Genomic DNA, 19,717 nt, shown 5'->3' on the forward strand with positions numbered 1-19,717 from the left:
GGCGGATCGAGCGATTCACTTTCTTGATCACCCGACCGGGTGAACCGCGCCACGCTAGCAACACAGAGCGCTCGGAAGGTCACCGTATGACAACGCTAAGGTGTCACCACGGACAGATCCTCATGTTTTCTGTTAGGCCGATCATTCCGGCCACCAAGCGCATCTGTTCGACGCCGCGGACGTCCGCGTTCAGCAACTGTGGCGAGCAGATCATCACGGCGAGCGCCTGGGCACGCGACAGTGCCACGTTCAATCTGTTACGTGACAAAAGAAAGTCCAGGCCACGCGGCAGGTCCACGGTGGACGACGACGTCATGGACATGATGACCGCGGGTGCTTCCTGACCCTGAAAACGGTCCACAGTGCCCACCCGAGCTTCGTCGAAGCCCGCATCTGCCAACCTTCGCCGGATGACCCTGACCTGCAGGTTGTACGGCGCGACCACGAGAATGTCCGCATCGGTCAGTTCGCGCGTTTTGTCGTTGTCCGTCCACGTACGACCGACGATCGCGCGCACCGTGTCCACCACGGCGTCGGCTTCCTCGGTCGACGCCGTTATGTTGTGGCGGTGATCGACCTCGCGCAGGTAGATCCCGGGCTCGATGCCCTCGATACCCCTGTTCGCCGCGGATTCGTGCGAATGGAGCAGCCCGGCATAAGAAAGTTCTGACACCGGCTTGCAGACTGCCGGGTGCATCCGGCGCGTCTGGGCCAGGAAGTAACCGAGGTGCTCGGGGATCACGTCCGCGTCGCCGAGCAGGTGCCCGAGCGCGGACGCGTCACTGCCGGGCGGGTGCACGCCCTGCACGACCTGCGGCAGTTGCTGCGGATCTCCCAGCAGCACGAGGTTCTTGGCCGCCGTCGCCACCGCCACCGCGTCGGCCAGTGCGAACTGGCCCGCCTCGTCGATGATCATCACGTCGAACGGCTGCGCCTTGATCACGGCGTTGGAGAACGTCCAAGCCGTACCGCCGACGAGGTGTCCCTGCGGGTGTTCCTCACGCCAGCGAGCCAGCGCGCCGTTGTCCTTCGGCTGGTCCCACGGCACGTCCTCCTCGGGCTTTCCCTTGGGGCGCTTGGCCATCGGGATGTCGGCGTCGGCCGAGCGCAGCACGTTCTCGACGGCCTTGTGCGACGTGGACGTCACCGCGACCGTCTTGCCCTGGTCGATCAGGTGCTTCACGAGCTTGGTCGCCAGGTACGTCTTGCCGGCGCCGGGCGGTCCCTGCACGGCCAGCGTGCCGCCGTCGAGCTGGTCGACGGCCTTGATCACGGCCTGCACCACGTCGGGGTGCTGCGGCAGCTGACCGGGCGGCGTGCGCAGCAACAGGTCGATGCCGGGGTTGCGGGGGAGCAGCGGCAGCAGGTGCACGGCCTGTTCGGCGAGTTCCGCGACGGCTTCGTCCTTCGGCGACGCCGGCACCGGGCTGCCGGGCAGCACCGCGACGGGCAGTTCGCCGTGCTCCTGCGAGTTGCTCTCGGTCAGCACCAGCTCGTACGGGTTGTCGTCCGACACAACGGCATTGCGCGTGACGTTGCCGGGATAGAGCAGCCGGACCTGCTCCCCGGACCCGAACGGATGCGGCCGCTCCGGGTCGATCCGCGCGTGCACCTGCCGTTTGTGCGTCCGGACCCGCCCGCTCGGCGGCACCCAGTCCTCGGTTCTGACCGTGATCGGCACCGCGCAGTGCGAGTCCGTCTCCAGGTCCGAGATCGGCGCGCTGGCCTGCCGGAAGAAGTCACCCCACGCGGGACTGGCCTCCCGCCGGTGGTACCCGACCGTCGCCGCGAACAACGCGTGCCCCTCGGCGAGCAACGGCTCGGTCAGCGCCGCCATCCTGCGCGCCCGCTCGGCAGCCTTCTCCAGCGCGGCCTCGTCCCGCTCCTCGCGCACCACGGTCTCGACACCGTGCTCGCGCTTGATCTTCTCCAGCAGATCGCGGACACCCCGAGTAGGAACTTCGTCGTCCACCAACGGTTTCAACGCCGGCAGCGTGTACTCCCGCGTCGACACCCTGATCACCCTCCGGGTCAACGCCCCCAGATCCACGCACCGCCGCACGAGTTCGTCCACTTCGGACTCCAGCGTCGCCGCGCGGGCAGACCTCGCAACGAGATCGTGCGGCGTGAAGTGGTACACCGTGCCCGCCGGCGTGCGCTCGACGAACTCCGCGAACGTGCCCTGCCAGCCCGGCGTGCGGAACGTGTCGCCGTCCACCTCGAGGAACACGTCGTCCTCTTGCGGGTCGGGCAGGTTCTGCAGTGCTTCCGGCGCGACGACCTCATAGCTGGTCACGCCCGTGCGTTCCTGCTGCACCTGCAACCGTGCCTGCGCGGCCAGCGCCGTGAAGCTGGCGGGGGACAGCGTGGCGGGCCGCTCGTCGGTCTGCGCAAGCGCGTCGATCGTGTCGATGCCGGCCGAAACCAGCTTCCGCCGCTGGTCGGCCCTGAGCCCGGCCACGAGCGACAGGTCCCGCGCCTCCTCACGCCCCGAAGCGCAGTGGCGGGCGAACCGGCACCCGTTGCACGCGGCCCTGACATCACCCCACGACCGCTTCGGCGCAGGTGAGGGCTTCGCGAGCCGCGTCTGGAGGCGGCCGAGCAGGGGCACGAAGTCGGCGACGCGGAACGACGTGCGCCGGCCGTCGATGATCAGGTGCGCCCGCTCGGCACCCAGCGCCTGTGCCGCCGCGGTCAGGCTCAGGACGGCGAGGGGAGTGGCCTCCTGCACTTCCTCACACGGCTCGTAGCCGTCAGGAGTGAGCACCAGCGTCTGCGCCGAGCAGTGGAAGACGCCGTCGAAGAACACGGCGTTCTCGACGATGTCCTGGCCCGAGCGCATCTCGGCAGCGGTGCGTTCGGCAGCCGCGGAGAGTTCGTCCGGGTCGCCCCGCCTGTCGTTCCGCCCCAGGTAGCTGCGGTGCTCACATTCGAGCAGGTCGACGAGATCGGGCGGGCTGGCGAGCATGGCTGCCGATGCTAGCGCCCCTGGCGGCACGGGCGGACGACCCGCGTTCATCCCCGATACGCGCGTCGTCCGCCCGCACGGCCAGGAGCTGTCTAGACGTTGGCCTCCACCAGCTGCAACAGGGCCTCGTGGTGCGTGTTCGGGTAGTCGTGCGGCCTGAACGGACGCGTCTGGGCCCGCACCAGCGCGGCGGCAGCGGCCAGTTCGCCGGTGCGCACCTCGGTGTCGCGGTGCAGGAAGGCGAAGTGTGGCTCGCGCACCTCGTCCGGCCACAGCAACGTGTGCAGCACGAGCACGCCGTGCTGTGGCCGCAGCGCGGCCAGGGTTTCCCTGCCGCGCAAGGCGAACTTCACGATCGCGGCGGTCTTGGTGCGCTCCAGGGTCTCCCGCAGCAGCACGTATGAGCGGACGGCCAGGTCGTCCGGCTCGACGTAGTAGCTGCGGTGCAACGCGACCGGGTCCAGGTCGGTCTGCGGCGCGAACTGCTGGACGTCGATCACGCCGTCCTCGGGTGCGGGGAGGTCGTGCGGATCTATCTGCACGATGCGGCCGTCATCGAGCTCGTAGCCGCGGCCGATGTCGTCCGGTGTCAGGCGCAGCGAGCACTCGCCGCACACCTGTTGGTGCCGCACGCGCCCGCTGTCCTCGCGGTGCACCAGGTGCACCTTGCTGCGATGTTCGGTCGACGCGGACACCAGCCGCACCGTCATCGTCGTCATGCCGAACCGAAGTGCTCCCCGCCACACAGTCCTCATGACAAATGGGTACTCGAACACGTGGTCGAATAGACCTGCCTGGTGACGAAAGGGCTCGTTCGGGCGCGTCCGACGGGTACCTCGGACACGTGCGTCAGCTGAACTTCACCAATTCGACGGCGCGTAGTCCTTCAGGAAGCAGCCGTACAGGTCCTCGCCGGCCTCGCCGCGCACGATCGGGTCGTACACCCGCGCGGCGCCGTCGACCAGGTCCAGCGGGGCGTGGAAGCCCTCGTCGGCGAGCCGCATCTTCATCGGGTGCGGGCGTTCGTCGGTGATCCAGCCGGTGTCGACGGCGGTCATCAGGATGCCGTCGGCCTGCAGCATCTCCTCGGCGCTCGTGCGCGTCAACATGTTCAGCGCGGCCTTGGCCATGTTCGTGTGCGGGTGCCCGGAACCCTTGTAGGCGCGGGAGAACTGGCCTTCCATCGCCGACACGTTCACCACGTACTTGCGCCGGTGCGGCGACTTCGCCATCGACGAACGCAGCCGCGAGATCAGCAGGAACGGCGCCGTCGAGTTGCACAGCTGCACCTCGAGCAGCTCCACCGGGTCGACCTCGTCGACGTTCTGGATCCACGAGTTGACCGGGGCGGTGTCCGGCACCAGGCCGCCCGCGTCGATGTCCTTGGAGCCCGCCATCAGCGCCAGCGTCGTCACCGAGTGCGCTTCGGGGACCGCGGTGCCGGGCAACGCCAGCTGGCCGTGGCCGCCGAACGAGATCAGCTCCGGGCGGCGGGCGTCGCCGGTCAGCGCCTCGTGCTCGGCGTTGGCCAGCGGCGCGTAGGCGGTGGAGGAGCGGCGGACGGTCTGCGCGGCGTTGTTGATCAGGACGTCGAGCGGTCCGCGGGAGGCCACCTCGTCCGCCAGCGCCAGCACCTGGGCCGGGTCGCGCAGGTCGATGCCCACGATCTTGAGCCGGTCGATCCACTCGGCGGAGTCCGGCATCGAGGCGAACCGGCGGGCCGCGTCCTTCGGGAAGCGGGTGGTGATCGTGGTGTGCGCGCCGTCACGCAGCAGCCGCAGCGCGATGTACATGCCGATCTTCGCGCGGCCACCGGTCAGCAGGGCGTTGCGGCCGGTCAGGTCCGTGCGCGCGTCGCGTTTGCCGTGGTTGAACGCGGCGCAGGACGGGCAGAGGTTGTGGTAGAAGGCGTCCACCTCGACGAACCGCTGGCGGCACGTGTAGCAGGAACGCGCGCGCAGCAGCGTGCCCGCCGTGGCGCCCTGAGCGTTCGAGACCAGGGGGAGGCCCTGCGTCTCGTCGTCGATGCGGTCCGGCGACCCGGTGGCGGTCAGCGCGGTGACGGCCCGGTCGTTGGCCGTGATGGCGGCCTTGCGCTCGGTCTTGCGGAACTTCTTCGCGGCTTTGAAGATCTTCGCGGTGGCCCGGCGGACGCGCACCGCGTCGTCGTGCTCGGCGGGCAGGTCCTCGACCTGGGCAAGCACGCGCAGGCAGACTTCCAGCTCTGCGGGGTCGATCGAGGTCATGAGCAGGGATTTTACGGGTCGAGGGGAGGTGGTCCGGTGACCGGGCCCGAACTGCTGGTGCTGTGGGACATCGACAACACGCTGATCTCGGCCCGTGGCTTCGGCGGACTGATGTACCGCGAGGCGTTCCTGACCGCGTTCGGCATGCAGCTGAAAGGGCCCGTCGACCTCGGCGGACGCACCGAACTCGACATCATCGCCGAGACCCTCGGGCAGCACGGCATCGAGCACACGGACGAGGCCTCGCAGCTGCTGGCCACCGCCCTGGCGAACTCGTTCGAGACCCGGCGCGCGGACCTGCCCGGCCACGGCGAGGTGCTGCCCGGTGCGCTGCAGGCCCTCGAAGCGTTCGCGAACGACCCGCGCGTGCACCAGGGCGTGCTGACCGCGAACCTCCAGAGCGTCGCGCGGATCAAGCTGGAGGAGTTCGGGCTCGCGCACCTCGTCGACTGGGACGTGAGCGCGTTCGGCGACGACCACGCGGACCGCGCCGAGCTGGTGACGTTCGCCCGTGAACGCGCGCGCCACATCCGGCCGTTCGCATCCGACGAGGTGGTGCTGATCGGCGACACCCCGCACGACGTGTACGCGGCGGTGACGGCCGGAGTGCGGCTCGTCGCCGTCGCCACCGGCCGCAGCACTGTGGAGGACCTGCGCCGCGCCGGCGCCGACGTGGTCTTGCAGGACCTGGCCGACCTCGACGAGCTGACCAGGCAGGTGTGGACGGGCGCCGCGCAGGGAAACCGCCGCACATGAATCCCGAAGCACCGGACGCGGACGTGCAGGAACAGCAGCGGGAGGTCGTCCCGCACGAGCCACTTGAGACGTCGGAGACGCCGCTGGAGGCGAACGAGGCCGACGTTCACGAGCAGCGGCAGGACGTTCCCGTGGACGACGAGGACGAGGTCTGAACGGCTCTGGTCTGCGATCGATCACGGCGTTATGGTGCGCGGCATGCCCACAGCAGGCGGCCCGACAGTCAAACGGCTGTCCCAGCCGGACGCCGACATCAAACCCAAGGCCCTCGGCTTGCCCCGGGGGCGGACGGTGATCTCGGTCTTCGGCTCCACAGAAGACATCGAGACGGATCTCGCCGCGAAGTTGTTGCCGGTGCTCAGATCCGTCGTCGTGACCGCGGCCCGCAACGGCGCGGTGTTCGTCACCGAAGGCACCGACAGAGGCGTTGTCCACTTGCTGGGCATGGCTTTGCAGGCGTGTGAACAACGCTGGCCCGTCGTGGTCGGCGTCGCGCCGAGCAGCAAGGTGCACGACGTCACGGAAAACTCCACCAACGGTCAGATCGCGCTGGAACCCAACCACAGCGTCGCGGTGATCGTGCCCGGTTCGGAGTGGACGGACGCGACCCCGGTGCTGTTCCGCGCGATCGACGCCATCCGGCACAAGAAGCCGGTGATCGCTCTCGTAGTCGGAGGCGAGAACGAGCAGGAGGTGATCGACCACCTCAGCGGCGACAACGCCTTGCTGGTGCTCGCCGGCACAGGTGGCCTCGCGGACCGCATCGCGACCGGCAACCTCAGCGGCGACCTAGCGGTGCTGGTGCGCAGCGGCAAGATCTTCATCGTCCACGTGGACGAGGGTCCCGGCAAGACCGTCACCGCACTGGAACGGTTGCTGGGCAAGGAGAAGCCCATCCGGCCGCCCAAGATCTGGCCGAAGGTCCGTTACCGCGCACCGGAAGCACGCCCGCTCGTCGACCCCGGCTTCGTCGTGGCGTACCCGGCACTCGCCGACGCCATCCACGACGCCAACCAGGTCGTCGCACCGGCGTTCCAGGAACTCGACGCGCAGGCCGAGGTGGAGCAGAACCGCTACCGCCTCACGGCCGTGCTGGCGATCGGCGGCGGCCTGACCACCACGGTGTTCGCCGCGCTGCAGACGTGGCTCAAGGACACGCCGTGGCCGGGCGTGCTCGTCGTGGCGGGCGGCGCGTTCGCCGCGGCCATCACGATCGTGGCGCGCAAACGCGAGTCACTCGACAAGTACCTCACCGCCAGGTCCCGCGCGGAACGCCTGAGGGCCCTGTACTTCGCCCATCTCGCCGCTCCGGCACCGACCTCCGAGGACGCGCGGCTGGACCGCGTGGCAGACCTGGAGGCCGCTGTGAGCGACCGCAAGCACGAGGTGGTGCGGACATGAGCACGGAGAAGGACGAGAAGGCCGCGAAGACCGAGAAAGAGACCGTCGTGGACGAGGCCCAGCCAGCGACGCCGGAACCGGCCGCGACTCCGGCCTCGAAGGCGGACGTGAAGCCGGAACCGACGGGGAAACCGGCCTCGAACGCGACGTCGGACCCGGCCGCGAAAACGGCCCCGAACGCGACCTCGGAACCGGCCGCGAAAACGGCTCCGCGCAAGACTCCGGCCGACCCGCAGGCCAAGACTCCTCCCGCCGCACCAGCAGCTCCGCCGGCGAAGTCCGCCGCGCCCGTGCCGCCGAAGGCCGTCCCGCCGAAGTCCGCCCCGCCCGCGGACAGGCCCGCCGCCAAGCCGGCCCTGTCCGCGTCGAGCCATCCCACGATCCGCATGGCGCCGGTAACCCCACCCCCGGTCCAACCCCCACCCCGCGTCGCCCCGCCCCCACCTCCGGCCTCGCCGCCCCGCATCCCACCCCCACCCGCGACCACCAAACAGCGGGAAGGCCAGTTCGTCGAGGCCTACCTGCGCCACCGCTTCCAGGACCGGCTCGACCACTTCGAACGCAGCCGCAAGCGCTACTCCGCCGCTCGCACCTGGACCGTCGCACTCGCCGCCACCTTCTTCATCGCCGCGGCAGCAGCAGCGGCGGTGGGCATGGCGGACGGTCCGCGCCGAGCCATGTGGGGTTTCGCCGCAACGACCCTGGCAGCACTGGGCACCGCGATGTCGTTGTACGAGGCCACGTTCGGGTTCCGCCGCCTGGCACGGGAAAGCGCCACTACTTCTGTTGCGCTGCAACGGCTCGCGGTGGACGGTCCCACACCGGACGATGTGGACGGTGAAAGCCTGGTTGAATTTGTGACCGAAGTGGAGTCCGTGCTGCGGTACGGCCGGTGACGTGAAATCCTGGCAACAATCGATCAAGCCGCAGCCCGGAAAACGCTTTCTCCAATGATCCGGGCTGCTGCACGCTCCGTGGGTGGATGATTACGGAAAGCACCAGAGCTGGTGTTTCGGACATCCCCTTGTCATGATGACCACATCCCCCGATGCGGAAGCAGGCACGACATGACTTGGGCGCGTCCCGCGATCGCCGAGCCCGAAACCGGCACCTTTGCCGAGGCCAAGGCTCTGGAAAAGGAGCACAGCACGATTCAGAACAGCAAGGCGGCGCGCACCGTGGCCTGTCACGCCACGAACGCGCTCGACTGCGCTGACCTGCTCGAAATGCTCGGGCTCAACGCTGCGGAGGGCAAGGTCCGGGTGTAACCCCGCGACTGGATCCACCACTCGGCCACCAGCAGGTTCACCACGAACGACAGCCAGTTCGCGGTGGCGAAGACCAGCAGCCCGTCCCCGTCGGGCACGAGCGTGCCGAGCAGCAGGCCCCACAGGCGACCCGTCACGGCGGCGCCGGTCAGAGCGAAACCGCGGATCATCCAGATGCGGTGTTCGCCGAACCGGCGCCGCCGTGCCGTCCGCAGGCCGAGGACCGCGGTGACGAACCACAGCACGGACAGGACCGTCAGCGGCCCCGACGAGGCCAGCCCGTAGAACGACAGCTGGGCGCACACGATGCCGAGCAACGACGACGGCAGCACCGCCCCGAAGTAGACGCGGCCCATCACGCGGTGCACCCGCGGATGTCTCGTGCGCAGACCGGGCCAGAACTGCGAGACACCCGCAAGGACCGCGACCGTTCCGGTGAAGATGTGCGCGACCAGAAGGCCGTAGTGGACCGGACCGTGCAACGCCGGCCTCGCCTGGCTCATGTCCAAAGTCACGTACGCGCTCGCGGCGAAGATCGTTATCGCCACGCACACCAGTCCCGACACCGCCAACCAGGCGACGTACCCCCGCGAAGTTTTCATCCTTCAAGGCTGTCAACGACTTCACCCGTCCGCGCTGGTGCGTGCCCCCGAGCGAGCGGTGGGGCGCGCCCTACTGGGATGATGGGACTCATGCGGACGGTCGAGATCTCCGAAGAGCCGATCAGGCTAGGGCAGTTCCTCAAGCTGGCGGCACTCGCCGAGGACGGCGGGCATGCGAAGGAGCTCATCGAGGACGGGGAAGTCCACGTCAACGGCGCTGTGGAGGTCCGGCGCGGTGCACAGCTGCGCGCAGGAGATGTCGTGGTCGTCAACGGTGAGGAAGTTCGCATTTCCGTTCGGCCGTAACTGATTACTCCGTTCAGCGGTAAGTACATGCACAATCGCAGTCGATCGGACTAGGGCCTGAAGACCTGATCTGAACGATTTCCTCGCGACATCCGTAACCTTTATGTCCCTTGTGGACACGCAGGAATCGTCTTGCGTCGCTTACGGTTTCCAGGTGGTGAGACGCGCGTCACGTCCGGTATTCGGTCATCGGGAAACTTTTTTCCAAGGCCTGTAACGCCGATGCCGGTACGCGCGAATCATCGGTTGCGAGCTTCGGCCGTGGCGCTGCGAATCCAGGCGTTGCCGGAGGTCACAAGATTGAGGTCCTCGGGGTGACCTGCGTACGTGCACGTCCGAATCGCCGCTGAGCCGGGGAGATCAGAACGATGAGTGAGCAGGTCCGCGCTGCCCGTGACGTCGCTGCCCGTGACGCCCAGGGCATGCGCTCCACGCTCAATCCTCTGTCGGAACACAGACAGACGCACCCACCCGTAGCCCGCTGGGAAAGTCGCTACCGCTATGCCGTGATCACCGCCGACGTGCTGACCATTGCCCTGGTCGTCATCGCCACCGGTGCTGTCATGAGCATGCGACACGCCGCTTTTGGCCCGATTTCCCTTGCACTGTTGGACATACTCACAGTAGTTGTCGTCGTCGGCTCGCTCGCGATCAACCGCGTGTGGACGCCGACGGTTCTCGGTCAAGGTGCCGAGGAGTTCCGAAGACTCGGCCGGGGTTTGTTCGGTGCCGTTGTGGCGCTCGGCCTCGGAGCGCTCGCCGTCGACATCCCCGGCGCCCGCCTGTGGATCTTCGTCGTGGTCCCCGCGATCGCCCTGGTCGCGTTCCCCATGCGTTACCTCCTGCGCCGCCCACTGCACCGCGGCCGCAGTGAAGGACGTTTCCTGCTCTCCGTCCTCGCCGCCGGCAACCTGGACACGGTCGAGGACCTCATCACCCGTACGCGCCGCGTCGCCCACCTGGGCTGGCGCGTGGACGCGATCTGCACCATCGACGGCCGCGGCCGCTCCGGCACGGACGTCGACGGCGTGCCCGTCGTCGGTCAGCTCCGTGAGCTCGCCGAACACGTCCGCCGCGGTGGCTACCGCATCGTCGCCGTCACGCCCGACGCCTACTGGACACCTCGCCGTCTCCAGCAGCTCGCGTGGGCGCTCGAAGGCTCCGGAGCCGAGATGGTGGTCTCGCCCGGCCTCATGGAGGTCGCCGGCCCCCGTCTGCACATGAGCGCCGTGCTCGGCATGCCGCTGTTGCGGGTGAGCGAACCGGCGCTGAGCGGATTCCGCCGTCTGGTCAAGGACGTCGTCGACCGCGTCGGCGCGTTCGTCCTCCTGCTCCTGCTCGCACCACTGATGTTCGCCGTCGCGGCCTTCGTGATGATCGACAGCCGCGGTCCCGTCTTCTACCGCCAGAAGCGGGTCGGCAAGACCGGCGTGCCGTTCACGATCATCAAGTTCCGCACGATGGTCACGAACGCCGACGCGCTGCGCACCAGGCTGGCCGCCGCCAACGAAGGCCACGGCCTGCTGTTCAAGATGAAGAAGGACCCGCGCATCACCAAGGTCGGCACGTTCCTGCGCCGGTACTCGATCGACGAGCTCCCGCAGCTGTTCAACGTCCTCGCGGGCAGCATGTCGCTCGTCGGCCCGCGCCCGCCGCTGCCGGAGGAGACCGCGAAGTACTCCTCGGACGTGCGGCGCCGCCTGCTGGTGAAGCCCGGCCTGACCGGTTTGTGGCAGGTGAGCGGCCGGAGCGATCTCTCGTGGGAGGAGTCGATCCGCCTCGACCTGCGCTATGTCGAGGACTGGTCGCTGGCCCTCGACCTCGTGATCATGTGGAAGACCTTCCGCGCCGTCTTCGGCGGCCAGGGGGCCTACTGATGGAGAAGACTCCTGTGATTGGCATTGCCGTCATCGGGGCCGGGTACTGGGGGCCGAACCTCGTTCGCAACGCCCAGGCCACGCCCGAGCTCCGCCTCAGATATCTGTGCGACCTCGACGTCGGCCGCGCCCAGCGCGTGCTCGGCGACTACTCGACGGTCCGCGCCACCGCGTCCCTCGACGAGGTCCTCGCCGACCCCGAGGTGCACGCCGTCGCGATCGCGACACCCGCCGCCACGCACCTGCCCGTCGCACTGGCGGCGCTGGAGGCCGGTAAGCACGTCCTGGTGGAGAAGCCGCTCGCGGCCAACTTCGAGGACGGCCTCAAGCTCGTCGAGACCGCCGAACAGCGCGGCCTCACACTGATGCTGGACCACACGTTCGCTTACACGTCGTCGGTGCAGCACCTCCGCAAGATCATCCGCGGTGGCGAGCTCGGTGACATCCAGTACATCGACTCCGTGCGCATCAACCTCGGTCTGGTGCAGCCGGACGTGGACGTGCTGTGGGACCTCGCGCCGCACGACCTGTCGATCTTCGAGGCGATCCTGCCCGACGACATCACGCCGGTGGAGGTCGCGGCGCACGGCTCGGACCCGATCGGCGCGGGTGTCGCGTGCGTCGGCCACCTCACGGTGCGGCTGTCCAACGGGGCAATCACGCACGTGCACGTGAACTGGCTGTCGCCGACGAAGATTCGCACGATGGTCATCGGCGGTTCGCAGCGCACGGTGGTGTGGGACGACAACAATCCGTCCCAGCGACTGTCCATTTACGACCGGGGCGTCGACCACTCCAAGGAACAGCGCACGATCTCGTACCGCACGGGTGACATGGTCGCGCCGGCGTTGCTGGAGCGCGAGGCGCTGCGCACGATGATGGCGGAGTTCGCGGCCTCCATCACCGAGAAGCGCCCGCCCCTGACCGACGGCCGCGCGGGTCTGCGCGTGCTGGCGGTGCTGGAGGCGGCGTCGGAGTCGTTGCGCACCGGCGGTGTTTTCGTTCCTGTTCAACAAGTTGAAGGCAAGGTTTCCTGATGTCCGGCCAGACGGAATTGGGTCAGAAGGAATTGGGTCAGCCCATCGCGGGGCAGCGCGCGCTCGTCACCGGTGGTGCGGGCACGATCGGCTCCTCGGTGGTGGACCAGCTCGTCGAGGCCGGCGCGGCCGAGGTCGTCGTGCTGGACAACTTCGTGCGCGGCCGCCGGGAGAACCTGGCCGGGGCGCTCGAGTCCGGTGTCGTCCGGATCGTCGAAGGCGACATCAACGACAAGGCGCTCGTGCGGGAGCTGACCGAGGGCAAGGACCTGGTCTTCCACCTCGCCGCGATCCGCATCACGCAGTGCGCCGAGGAACCGCGCCTGGCGCTGGAGTGCCTCGTCGACGGCACGTTCACGATCCTGGAGGCCGCCGCGGCCGCCGAGGTGAAGAAGGTCATTGCGTCGTCCTCGGCGTCGATCTACGGCCTGGCGGAGTCGTTCCCCACCAACGAACGGCACCACCCGTACAACAACGACACCTTCTACGGCGCCGCCAAGGCGTTCAACGAAGGAATGCTGCGCAGCTTCAAGGCCATGTACGACCTCGACTACGTGGCGCTGCGCTACTTCAACGTGTACGGCCCGCGGATGGACGTCCACGGCCTGTACACCGAGGTGCTCATCCGCTGGATGGAGCGCATCGTCGACGGCAAGTCGCCGCTCATCTTCGGCGACGGGGCGCAGACGATGGACTTCGTGCACGTGCACGACATCGCGCGTGCGAACATCCTCGCCGCCAAGGCGCCGGTCACGGACACGGTGTACAACATCGCGTCCTCCCAGGAGACATCGCTCAAGGAGCTCGCCCTCGCGTTGCTTGCCGCGATGGACTCCGACCTGCCGCTGGAGCACGGCCCCGAGCGCAAGGTGAACGGCGTGACGCGCCGGCTCGCCGACATCAGCCTCGCGGCCACCGAGCTCGGGTGGAAGCCCGAGATCGAGATGGACGGCGGTCTGCGCGACCTCGTCGCGTGGTGGCGTGCCGAGAAGGCCGCCGCCGAGCAGAACAGCGCCGAGCAGAACGCCTGATCTTCCAGACCGCGGCTGCGGGCGCCGCCGACACCCCCAGGTCGGCCGCTCCCGCAGCCGCACCCCCGTTAGGGCGTCTGCAAGTACCACCAACTTCGCGGTTGGCGGTACTTGCAGACGCCAGATCCGCAAGCGAAGAGGTAGTGCTGTGATTCCGGTTATGCGGCCGTTGCTCGGTGAGGAAGAGGCGCTCGCCGCCGCCGAGGCCGTGAGGTCCGGATGGGTGGCGCAGGGTCCGCGGGTCCGGCAGTTCGAGGAAGAGTTCGCCGCGTCCGTCGGGGCGGCACACGGTGTCGCCGTGTCGTCCTGCACCACGGGCCTGCACCTCGCCGTGCACCTGCTCGGCATCGGCCCCGGTGACGAGGTCGTCGTGCCGTCGCTGTCGTTCATCGCGACCGCCAACGCCGTCCGCTACACCGGCGCGACCCCGGTCTTCGCCGATGTCGAGGCCTCGACCGGCAACCTCAGCGCGTCCACAGTGGAACCAGTTCTCACCGAACGCACCCGCGCCGTCATGGTCGTGCACCAGGCCGGCGTGCCCGCGGACGTCGACGCGCTCAAGGCGTTGTGCGAACCGCGCGGCATCGTCGTGATCGAGGACGCGGCCTGCGCGGCCGGCTCGACCTACAAGGGCAAGCCGGTCGGCACCAACGCGCTGCTCGCCGCCTGGTCGTTCCACCCGCGCAAGCTCCTCACCACCGGTGAGGGCGGCATGGTCACCACCGACGACGCCGACTGGGCCGTTCGGCTCAAGCGCTTGCGGGAACACGGGATGAGCGTTTCCGCGGCGGACCGCCACAACGGCGGGTCGGCCGTCATCGAGCAGTACCTGGAGACCGCGTTCAACTACCGGATGACCGACATCCAGGCCGCCGTCGGCCTGGTGCAGTTGTCCAAACTGGACACGATCATCGCTCGTCGCCGTGAGCTGGCCGCGCGCTACCACGAGTTGCTCGAAGGCACTGGTGTCACCGCCGTCGGTGACCCTGAGTACGGCACGACGAACTACCAGTCGTTCTGGATCTGGCTGCCGGAAGGCTCGCCGGATCGTCAGGAAATCCTTGCGGGGCTTGCCGAACGTGGAGTGTCGGCACGCCGCGGAATCATGGCGTCACACCTCGAACCCGCCTACGAGGGTCACCCCAGCGCTGCGCTGCCGGTGACGGAGGCCTTCACGGCCAGGACGCTGATTCTCCCGCTGTTCCACGACATGACCGAGTCCGAACAGGACACCGTCGTGTCAGCGTTGTCAGAAACTCTCCACACAGTCCAAATGACCGTACGTGGTTGAAAGATAAAGATTCAGGTTGCGCCGGAACATTTTTACGTTGACACGTAACAGTTTTAACCAGATCGCCGACGTTCGGAGTAGCAGCCCTGTGCTGTCCAGCGTAGTGCGTGGATCACACACGGTAACTCCGTCCGAGAGGTGAAACCCAATGGTGGCTCAGCAGTCGCGTCTCGTGCGGGTGCTTGTGATCACGGCATTAATCGCATCGACGATGTTCGTGCTCGGGGTGTTCAACGCCCCCAACGCCAACGCTGCTCCGTGTGACTTCCCGGTCAGCAACAAGGTCGCGTGTGAGAACACGCAGCCCGGCGCGGACAACTGGCAGGCCCAGTACCGCGACGACACGATCCTCGGGTACACAACGGACATCAGCTACAACGTGGGACAGACCGTCAGCTTCAAGATGCTCACGTCCGCGTCGTCCTACAAGCTCGACATCTACCGGATGGGTTGGTACAACGGCAAGGGCGCCCGGCACATGGGCACGGTCCAGCGCAACACCCCGCAGAACCAGCCACCATGTCTGCGGGACGCGCCGTCCGCGCTCATCGACTGTGGCAACTGGGCCGTGTCGCTCACCTGGAACATCCCGTCCACCGCGACCTCCGGCATCTACTACGTGCGCATGACGCGCAACGACACCGGTGCCGAGAACGAGATGGCGTTCGTCGTCCGCGACGACAGCTCGACCTCCAAGGTCTTCTTCCAGACCTCCGACGCCACCTGGGTCGCGTACAACCGCTACGGCGGCAACAGCCTCTACTTCGGTGACGGCCCCGGCCAGGGCGGCAGCTCGTACAAGGTCAGCTACAACCGTCCGTACACCGGCGGTGACGGCGACGAGAACTTCATCTTCAACGCCGAGTACCCGATGCTGAGGTTCTTGGAGCGCAATGGGTACGACCTCAGTTACACGACCGATGTGGACTCCGCCCGCCGCGGCAATCTGATCAAGAACCACAAGGTCTTCATGGCGGTCGGCCACGACGAGTACTGGTCGAACGAGCAGTGGAACAACGTGATGGCCGCCCGCGACGCCGGCGTGCACATGGCGTTCCTCACCGGCAACGAGATCTTCTGGAAGACCAAGTGGGAGAAGAGCATCGACTCCTCCCAGACGGACTGGCGCACCATCTCCTGCTACAAGGAGACCAAGGGCACCCAGAACGACGGCACGAGCACCTGGACCGGCACCTGGCGAGATCCTCGGTACAGCCCACCTCAAGACGGTGGTAGACCGGAAAACGCCTTGCTGGGCAACATGTTCACCGTCAACGGCCGTCGCGACGACGCGCTGCAGGTCCCGGCCGCGTACGGCAAGATGCGGCTCTGGCGCAACACCGACCTGCCGAACCTGGCGTCGGGCAGCACCTACACGTTCCAGCCCGGCACGCTGGGCTATGAGTGGAACACCGTCTACGACAACGGTCACCAGCCCGCCGGCGTCGCGCAGATGTCGCGCACGACGGTGAACCTCGAGGGCTACTACGGCCTGAAGAACTACGGCGACGAGTACGGCGGCGGTCCCGAAACGCACGCGATCACGTACTACCGCGCGCCGTCCGGTGCGCTGGTGTTCGGCGCGGGCACGGTGCAGTGGGCGTGGGGCGTCGACGACGAACACGCGTTCCTCACCAACACCCCGACCTCGGACAAGCGGATCAAGCAGGCGACCGTCAACTTCCTCGCGGACATGGGCGTGCAGCCCTACCAGCTGTGGGGAGCCGACCAGCTCGTCATCTCCGGCGCCATCAACGACAACGCGGCGCCGGGCGTGCAGATCACGACCCTGCCGGCGCAGTCGACGGTCGGTCAGCCCTACACCTTCAGCGGCACGGTGATCGACGCGTCCGGCAAGGTCGCGGGCGTCGAGGTCTCCACCGACGGCGGCACCCGCTGGCACTACGCCAACTGGCAGGCCGGGCAGACGACGTGGAGCTACACCTACACACCGTCGCAGTCCGGTGCCTCGGCACTGCGGGTCCGTGCGGTGGACGACTCACTGAACCTGTCCACGCCGGTGCAGGCGTCGCCGAACGTCGGCGCGCGCACCTGTCCGTGCGGCATGTTCTCCGGCCAGGAGGTTCCGAAGGTCACCTCCGCCGACGACAGCTCGCAGCTCGAGCTCGGCGTCAAGTGGAAGGCCGCGAGCAACGGCTACGTCCGCGGTGTGAAGTTCTACAAGGGCACCGGCAACACCGGCACGCACACCGGTTCGCTGTGGTCCTCGAACGGAACCCTGCTCGCCACCGGCACGTTCACCAACGAGTCGCCGACCGGCTGGCAGACACTGCTCTTCCCGTCGCCGATCGCGGTGACCGCGAACACGACCTACGTGGTCTCGTACTTCACCCCGACAGGCCACTTCGCGTATGACACCGGCGGGTTCTTCAACCAGCAGGCGTACATGGAACCGGTCACCGGGCTGAAGTCCGGTGTGGACGGTGCGAACGGCGTGTTCCGCTTCGGCACCGGCTTCCCGAACAACACCTTCGACGACACCAACTACTGGGTCGACGTGGTGTGGGCGACGGACCCCGGTCCCGACACCCGCGCGCCGATCCAGTCCGCGATGTCCCCGGTGTCCAACGCCGGCTCCGTCGCGCTGAACACCACGGTGTCCGGCACGTTCGACGAGAACGTCACGCTGAACTCGGCAGTGGTCACGGTGACCGGCCCGAGCGGCGCGGTGTCCGGCACGAAGTCGATCTCGCCGGACGCCAGGACCGTGACGTTCACGCCTTCCGCACCACTGGCGGCCGCCACGGCCTACACGGTGACGATGAAGGCCGCCGACGCGTCGAACAACATGTCCACGCAGTCGAACTGGACGTTCACGACCGGCTCGCCTCGACCGGCGGCCTGCCCGTGCACGATCTGGGACGACTTCACCGCACCCGCCGTGATCGACGCGGGTGACACGACCCAGGTCGAGCTCGGCACCAAGGTCCGCTTCGACGGCAAGGGCGAGGTGCTCGGCGTCCGCTTCTACAAGGGCACCGGCAACACCGGCACGCACACCGGTTCGCTGTGGACCTCCACGGGCCAGCTGCTGGCCCAGGGCACGTTCACCGCGGAGACCACGTCCGGCTGGCAGAAGCTGATGTTCACCTCGCCGGTCCAGGTGCAGGCGAACACGACCTACGTCGTGTCGTACTACGCCCCGAACGGCAGGTACTCGGTCAGCTCCGGCTACTTCAACGGCCAGGGCGCGGGCTACCAGTCGCTGCACGCGCTGCAGAACGGTGAGGACGGCGGCAACGGCGTCTACCGCTACGGCGGTGGCGGCGGGTTCCCGACCTCGTCCTACAACGCGACGAACTACTGGGTCGACGTCATCTACCGCAACGGTCTCAACGGTGACACCACGCCGCCGACCGTGACGAACCGCTCTCCGGGCGTCGACGCGACGAACGTGGGCCTGCAGAGCCCGCTGACGGCGACGTTCAGCGAACCGGTCGACCCGGCGTCGGCGCAGATCTGGCTGACGGATCCCAAGGGCGCCAGGCTGAACGGCTCGGTGTCGCTGTCCGGCGACCAGAAGACCGTGACGTGGACGCCGTCCGGCAAGCTCGTGTCCGGCACGCGGTACCAGGCGCACGTGGGCATCGCGGACGTCAACGGCATCGCGATGCCGACACCCGCGGAGTGGGGCTTCACGACCTCGACCACGGCGATCTGCCCGTGTTCGTTGTTCAGCACCGCAACGGTTCCGACCGTGACGTCGTCCGACGACGGTGGCGCGTACGAGCTGGGCGTGCGGTTCAGCCCGACCCAGTCCGGCCAGATCACCGGTGTCCGCTTCTACAAGGGATCGGGCAACACCGGCACGCACACGGGCTCGCTGTGGAGCGCGTCCGGTCAGCGCCTCGCGACCGGCACGTTCTCCGGTGAGACCGCGTCGGGCTGGCAGACGCTGACGTTCTCGCAGCCGGTCGTGGTCAGCTCCGGCCAGACCTATACCGCGTCGTACACGACCACCACCGGCCATTACGCGGTGAACGCCGGGTACTTCGCGACGGGTCCGGTGAACTCGGGACCGCTGACGGCACCGCAGGAGCAGAACGGCGTGTTCGTGCCCGGCAACGGGTTCCCGACGATGACGTACGGCTCCGGCAACTACTGGGTCGACGTCGTCTACCAGCCCAACGCGGACAACGTCGCACCTGTGCTGCAGTCGCACACCCCGCTGACCGGGGCGTCCGAAGTGGACCTCAACTCGGTGGTCACCGCCTCGTTCGACGAGCCGGTCGACCTGAACGGCGCGCAGTTCACCGTCACCGACCCGGGTGGCGCGAGGATCGCCGGCACGCTGGCGCTCTCGCCCGACAGCAGGATGGTCACGTTCACGCCTGCCGCCAGGTTCGCCGCGTCCACTGTGTACTCGGTGAGCGTCAAGATGTCCGACACGTTCGGCAACATGATGGCGAACCCCGTCACGTGGTCGTTCACCTCGGCGACGACGCAAACGTGCCCGTGTTCGTTGTTCAGCGGAGCGACCGTGCCCACGGTAACTTCGGCTGATGACAACGGTGCGTACGAGCTGGGCGTGAAGTTCACGTCCACGGCCAACGGCCAGATCACCGGTGTGAAGTTCTACAAGGGCGCCGGCAACACCGGCACCCACACCGGGTCGCTCTGGTCCGCGGACGGCCAGCGCCTCGCGACCGGCACCTTCTCCGCCGAGACGGAGTCGGGCTGGCAGACGCTGACGTTCTCCTCGCCGGTGTCGATCACGGCCGGGACCACCTACGTGGCCTCGTACACGACCACCACAGGTCATTACGCGGTGAACGCCGGCTACTTCGGCTCGGTCACCTCACCGCCGCTGGCCGCCACGGCTTCGGCCGGTGTGTTCACCGCCGGGTCCGGGTTCCCGACCTCGACCTACAACGGAGGCAACTACTGGGTGGACGTGGTGTTCCAGTGACCAC

At 67.9% G+C, this 19,717-nt stretch carries 14 protein-coding genes; 10 read left to right on the forward strand and 4 right to left on the reverse strand.

The window, feature by feature from the left end; genetic code table 11:
- Positions 1 to 103 precede the first annotated feature (103 nt).
- The 3 genes from ACWGE0_RS30590 to ACWGE0_RS30600 all read right to left on the reverse strand — a co-directional run bounded on the left by ACWGE0_RS30590 (position 104) and on the right by ACWGE0_RS30600 (position 5,214).
- On the reverse strand, positions 104 to 2,968 hold the full coding sequence (locus ACWGE0_RS30590) for an AAA domain-containing protein (RefSeq protein WP_452264363.1): 2,865 nt from the start codon (positions 2,966 to 2,968) through the stop codon (positions 104 to 106).
- A gap of 92 nt (positions 2,969 to 3,060) precedes the next feature.
- Positions 3,061 to 3,723, reverse strand: a complete 663-nt coding sequence (gene ku, locus ACWGE0_RS30595; protein ID WP_452264364.1) for a non-homologous end joining protein Ku — start codon at positions 3,721 to 3,723, stop codon at positions 3,061 to 3,063.
- Positions 3,724 to 3,828: 105 nt separating this feature from the next.
- On the reverse strand, positions 3,829 to 5,214 hold the full coding sequence (locus ACWGE0_RS30600; RefSeq protein ID WP_452264365.1) for an SDR family NAD(P)-dependent oxidoreductase: 1,386 nt from the start codon (positions 5,212 to 5,214) through the stop codon (positions 3,829 to 3,831).
- A 36-nt stretch (positions 5,215 to 5,250) separates the two neighbouring features.
- Between ACWGE0_RS30600 and ACWGE0_RS30605 the strand changes: the two genes are divergently transcribed.
- From ACWGE0_RS30605 to ACWGE0_RS30620, 4 genes are read left to right on the forward strand one after another with little or no spacing between them, the layout of a single operon-like run.
- Positions 5,251 to 5,970: an HAD family hydrolase gene (locus ACWGE0_RS30605; protein WP_452264366.1), complete on the forward strand. Its 720-nt coding sequence runs from the start codon at positions 5,251 to 5,253 to the stop codon at positions 5,968 to 5,970.
- The gene (locus ACWGE0_RS30610; RefSeq protein ID WP_452264367.1) at positions 5,967 to 6,125 is read left to right on the forward strand and encodes a hypothetical protein; all 159 of its coding nucleotides are present in this window, start codon (positions 5,967 to 5,969) and stop codon (positions 6,123 to 6,125) included. The genes ACWGE0_RS30605 and ACWGE0_RS30610 overlap by 4 nt, the downstream gene beginning before the upstream one ends.
- Positions 6,126 to 6,168: 43 nt before the next feature.
- Positions 6,169 to 7,371: a hypothetical protein gene (locus ACWGE0_RS30615; protein ID WP_452264368.1), complete on the forward strand. Its 1,203-nt coding sequence runs from the start codon at positions 6,169 to 6,171 to the stop codon at positions 7,369 to 7,371.
- Complete coding sequence (locus tag ACWGE0_RS30620; RefSeq protein WP_452264369.1) at positions 7,368 to 8,267, forward strand: hypothetical protein; 900 nt, start codon at positions 7,368 to 7,370, stop codon at positions 8,265 to 8,267. The genes ACWGE0_RS30615 and ACWGE0_RS30620 overlap by 4 nt, the downstream gene beginning before the upstream one ends.
- Positions 8,268 to 8,557: 290 nt before the next feature.
- Here ACWGE0_RS30620 and ACWGE0_RS30625 read toward each other — a convergent pair whose 3' ends face one another.
- Positions 8,558 to 9,241 carry a DUF2306 domain-containing protein gene (locus ACWGE0_RS30625; RefSeq protein ID WP_452264370.1) on the reverse strand — a complete coding sequence of 228 codons (684 nt, stop codon included), beginning with the start codon at positions 9,239 to 9,241 and terminating at the stop codon, positions 8,558 to 8,560.
- A 90-nt stretch (positions 9,242 to 9,331) separates the two neighbouring features.
- On the opposite strand from ACWGE0_RS30625, the gene ACWGE0_RS30630 reads away from it, so the two are divergent.
- The 6 genes from ACWGE0_RS30630 (at position 9,332) to ACWGE0_RS30655 (ending at position 19,713) form a co-directional block, all read left to right on the forward strand.
- Positions 9,332 to 9,547, forward strand: a complete 216-nt coding sequence (locus ACWGE0_RS30630; RefSeq protein ID WP_452264371.1) for an RNA-binding S4 domain-containing protein — start codon at positions 9,332 to 9,334, stop codon at positions 9,545 to 9,547.
- A gap of 422 nt (positions 9,548 to 9,969) precedes the next feature.
- A complete protein-coding gene (locus ACWGE0_RS30635) occupies positions 9,970 to 11,424 on the forward strand; it encodes a sugar transferase (RefSeq protein ID WP_452264403.1) in 1,455 nt (484 codons plus the stop codon).
- 14 nt (positions 11,425 to 11,438) lie between these two features.
- Positions 11,439 to 12,461 (forward strand): Gfo/Idh/MocA family protein, encoded by a 1,023-nt coding sequence (locus ACWGE0_RS30640; RefSeq protein ID WP_452264372.1) that lies wholly within the window; start codon positions 11,439 to 11,441, stop codon positions 12,459 to 12,461.
- The gene (locus ACWGE0_RS30645; RefSeq protein WP_452264373.1) at positions 12,461 to 13,492 is read left to right on the forward strand and encodes an NAD-dependent epimerase/dehydratase family protein; all 1,032 of its coding nucleotides are present in this window, start codon (positions 12,461 to 12,463) and stop codon (positions 13,490 to 13,492) included. Before ACWGE0_RS30640 ends, ACWGE0_RS30645 begins: the two co-directional genes overlap by 1 nt.
- Positions 13,493 to 13,640: 148 nt before the next feature.
- A complete protein-coding gene (locus ACWGE0_RS30650) occupies positions 13,641 to 14,783 on the forward strand; it encodes a DegT/DnrJ/EryC1/StrS family aminotransferase (RefSeq protein ID WP_452264374.1) in 1,143 nt (380 codons plus the stop codon).
- A gap of 148 nt (positions 14,784 to 14,931) precedes the next feature.
- Positions 14,932 to 19,713 (forward strand): DUF4082 domain-containing protein, encoded by a 4,782-nt coding sequence (locus tag ACWGE0_RS30655; protein WP_452264375.1) that lies wholly within the window; start codon positions 14,932 to 14,934, stop codon positions 19,711 to 19,713.
- The last annotated feature ends 4 nt before the right edge of the window (positions 19,714 to 19,717 follow it).

Source organism: Lentzea sp. NPDC054927 (assembly GCF_053610285.1).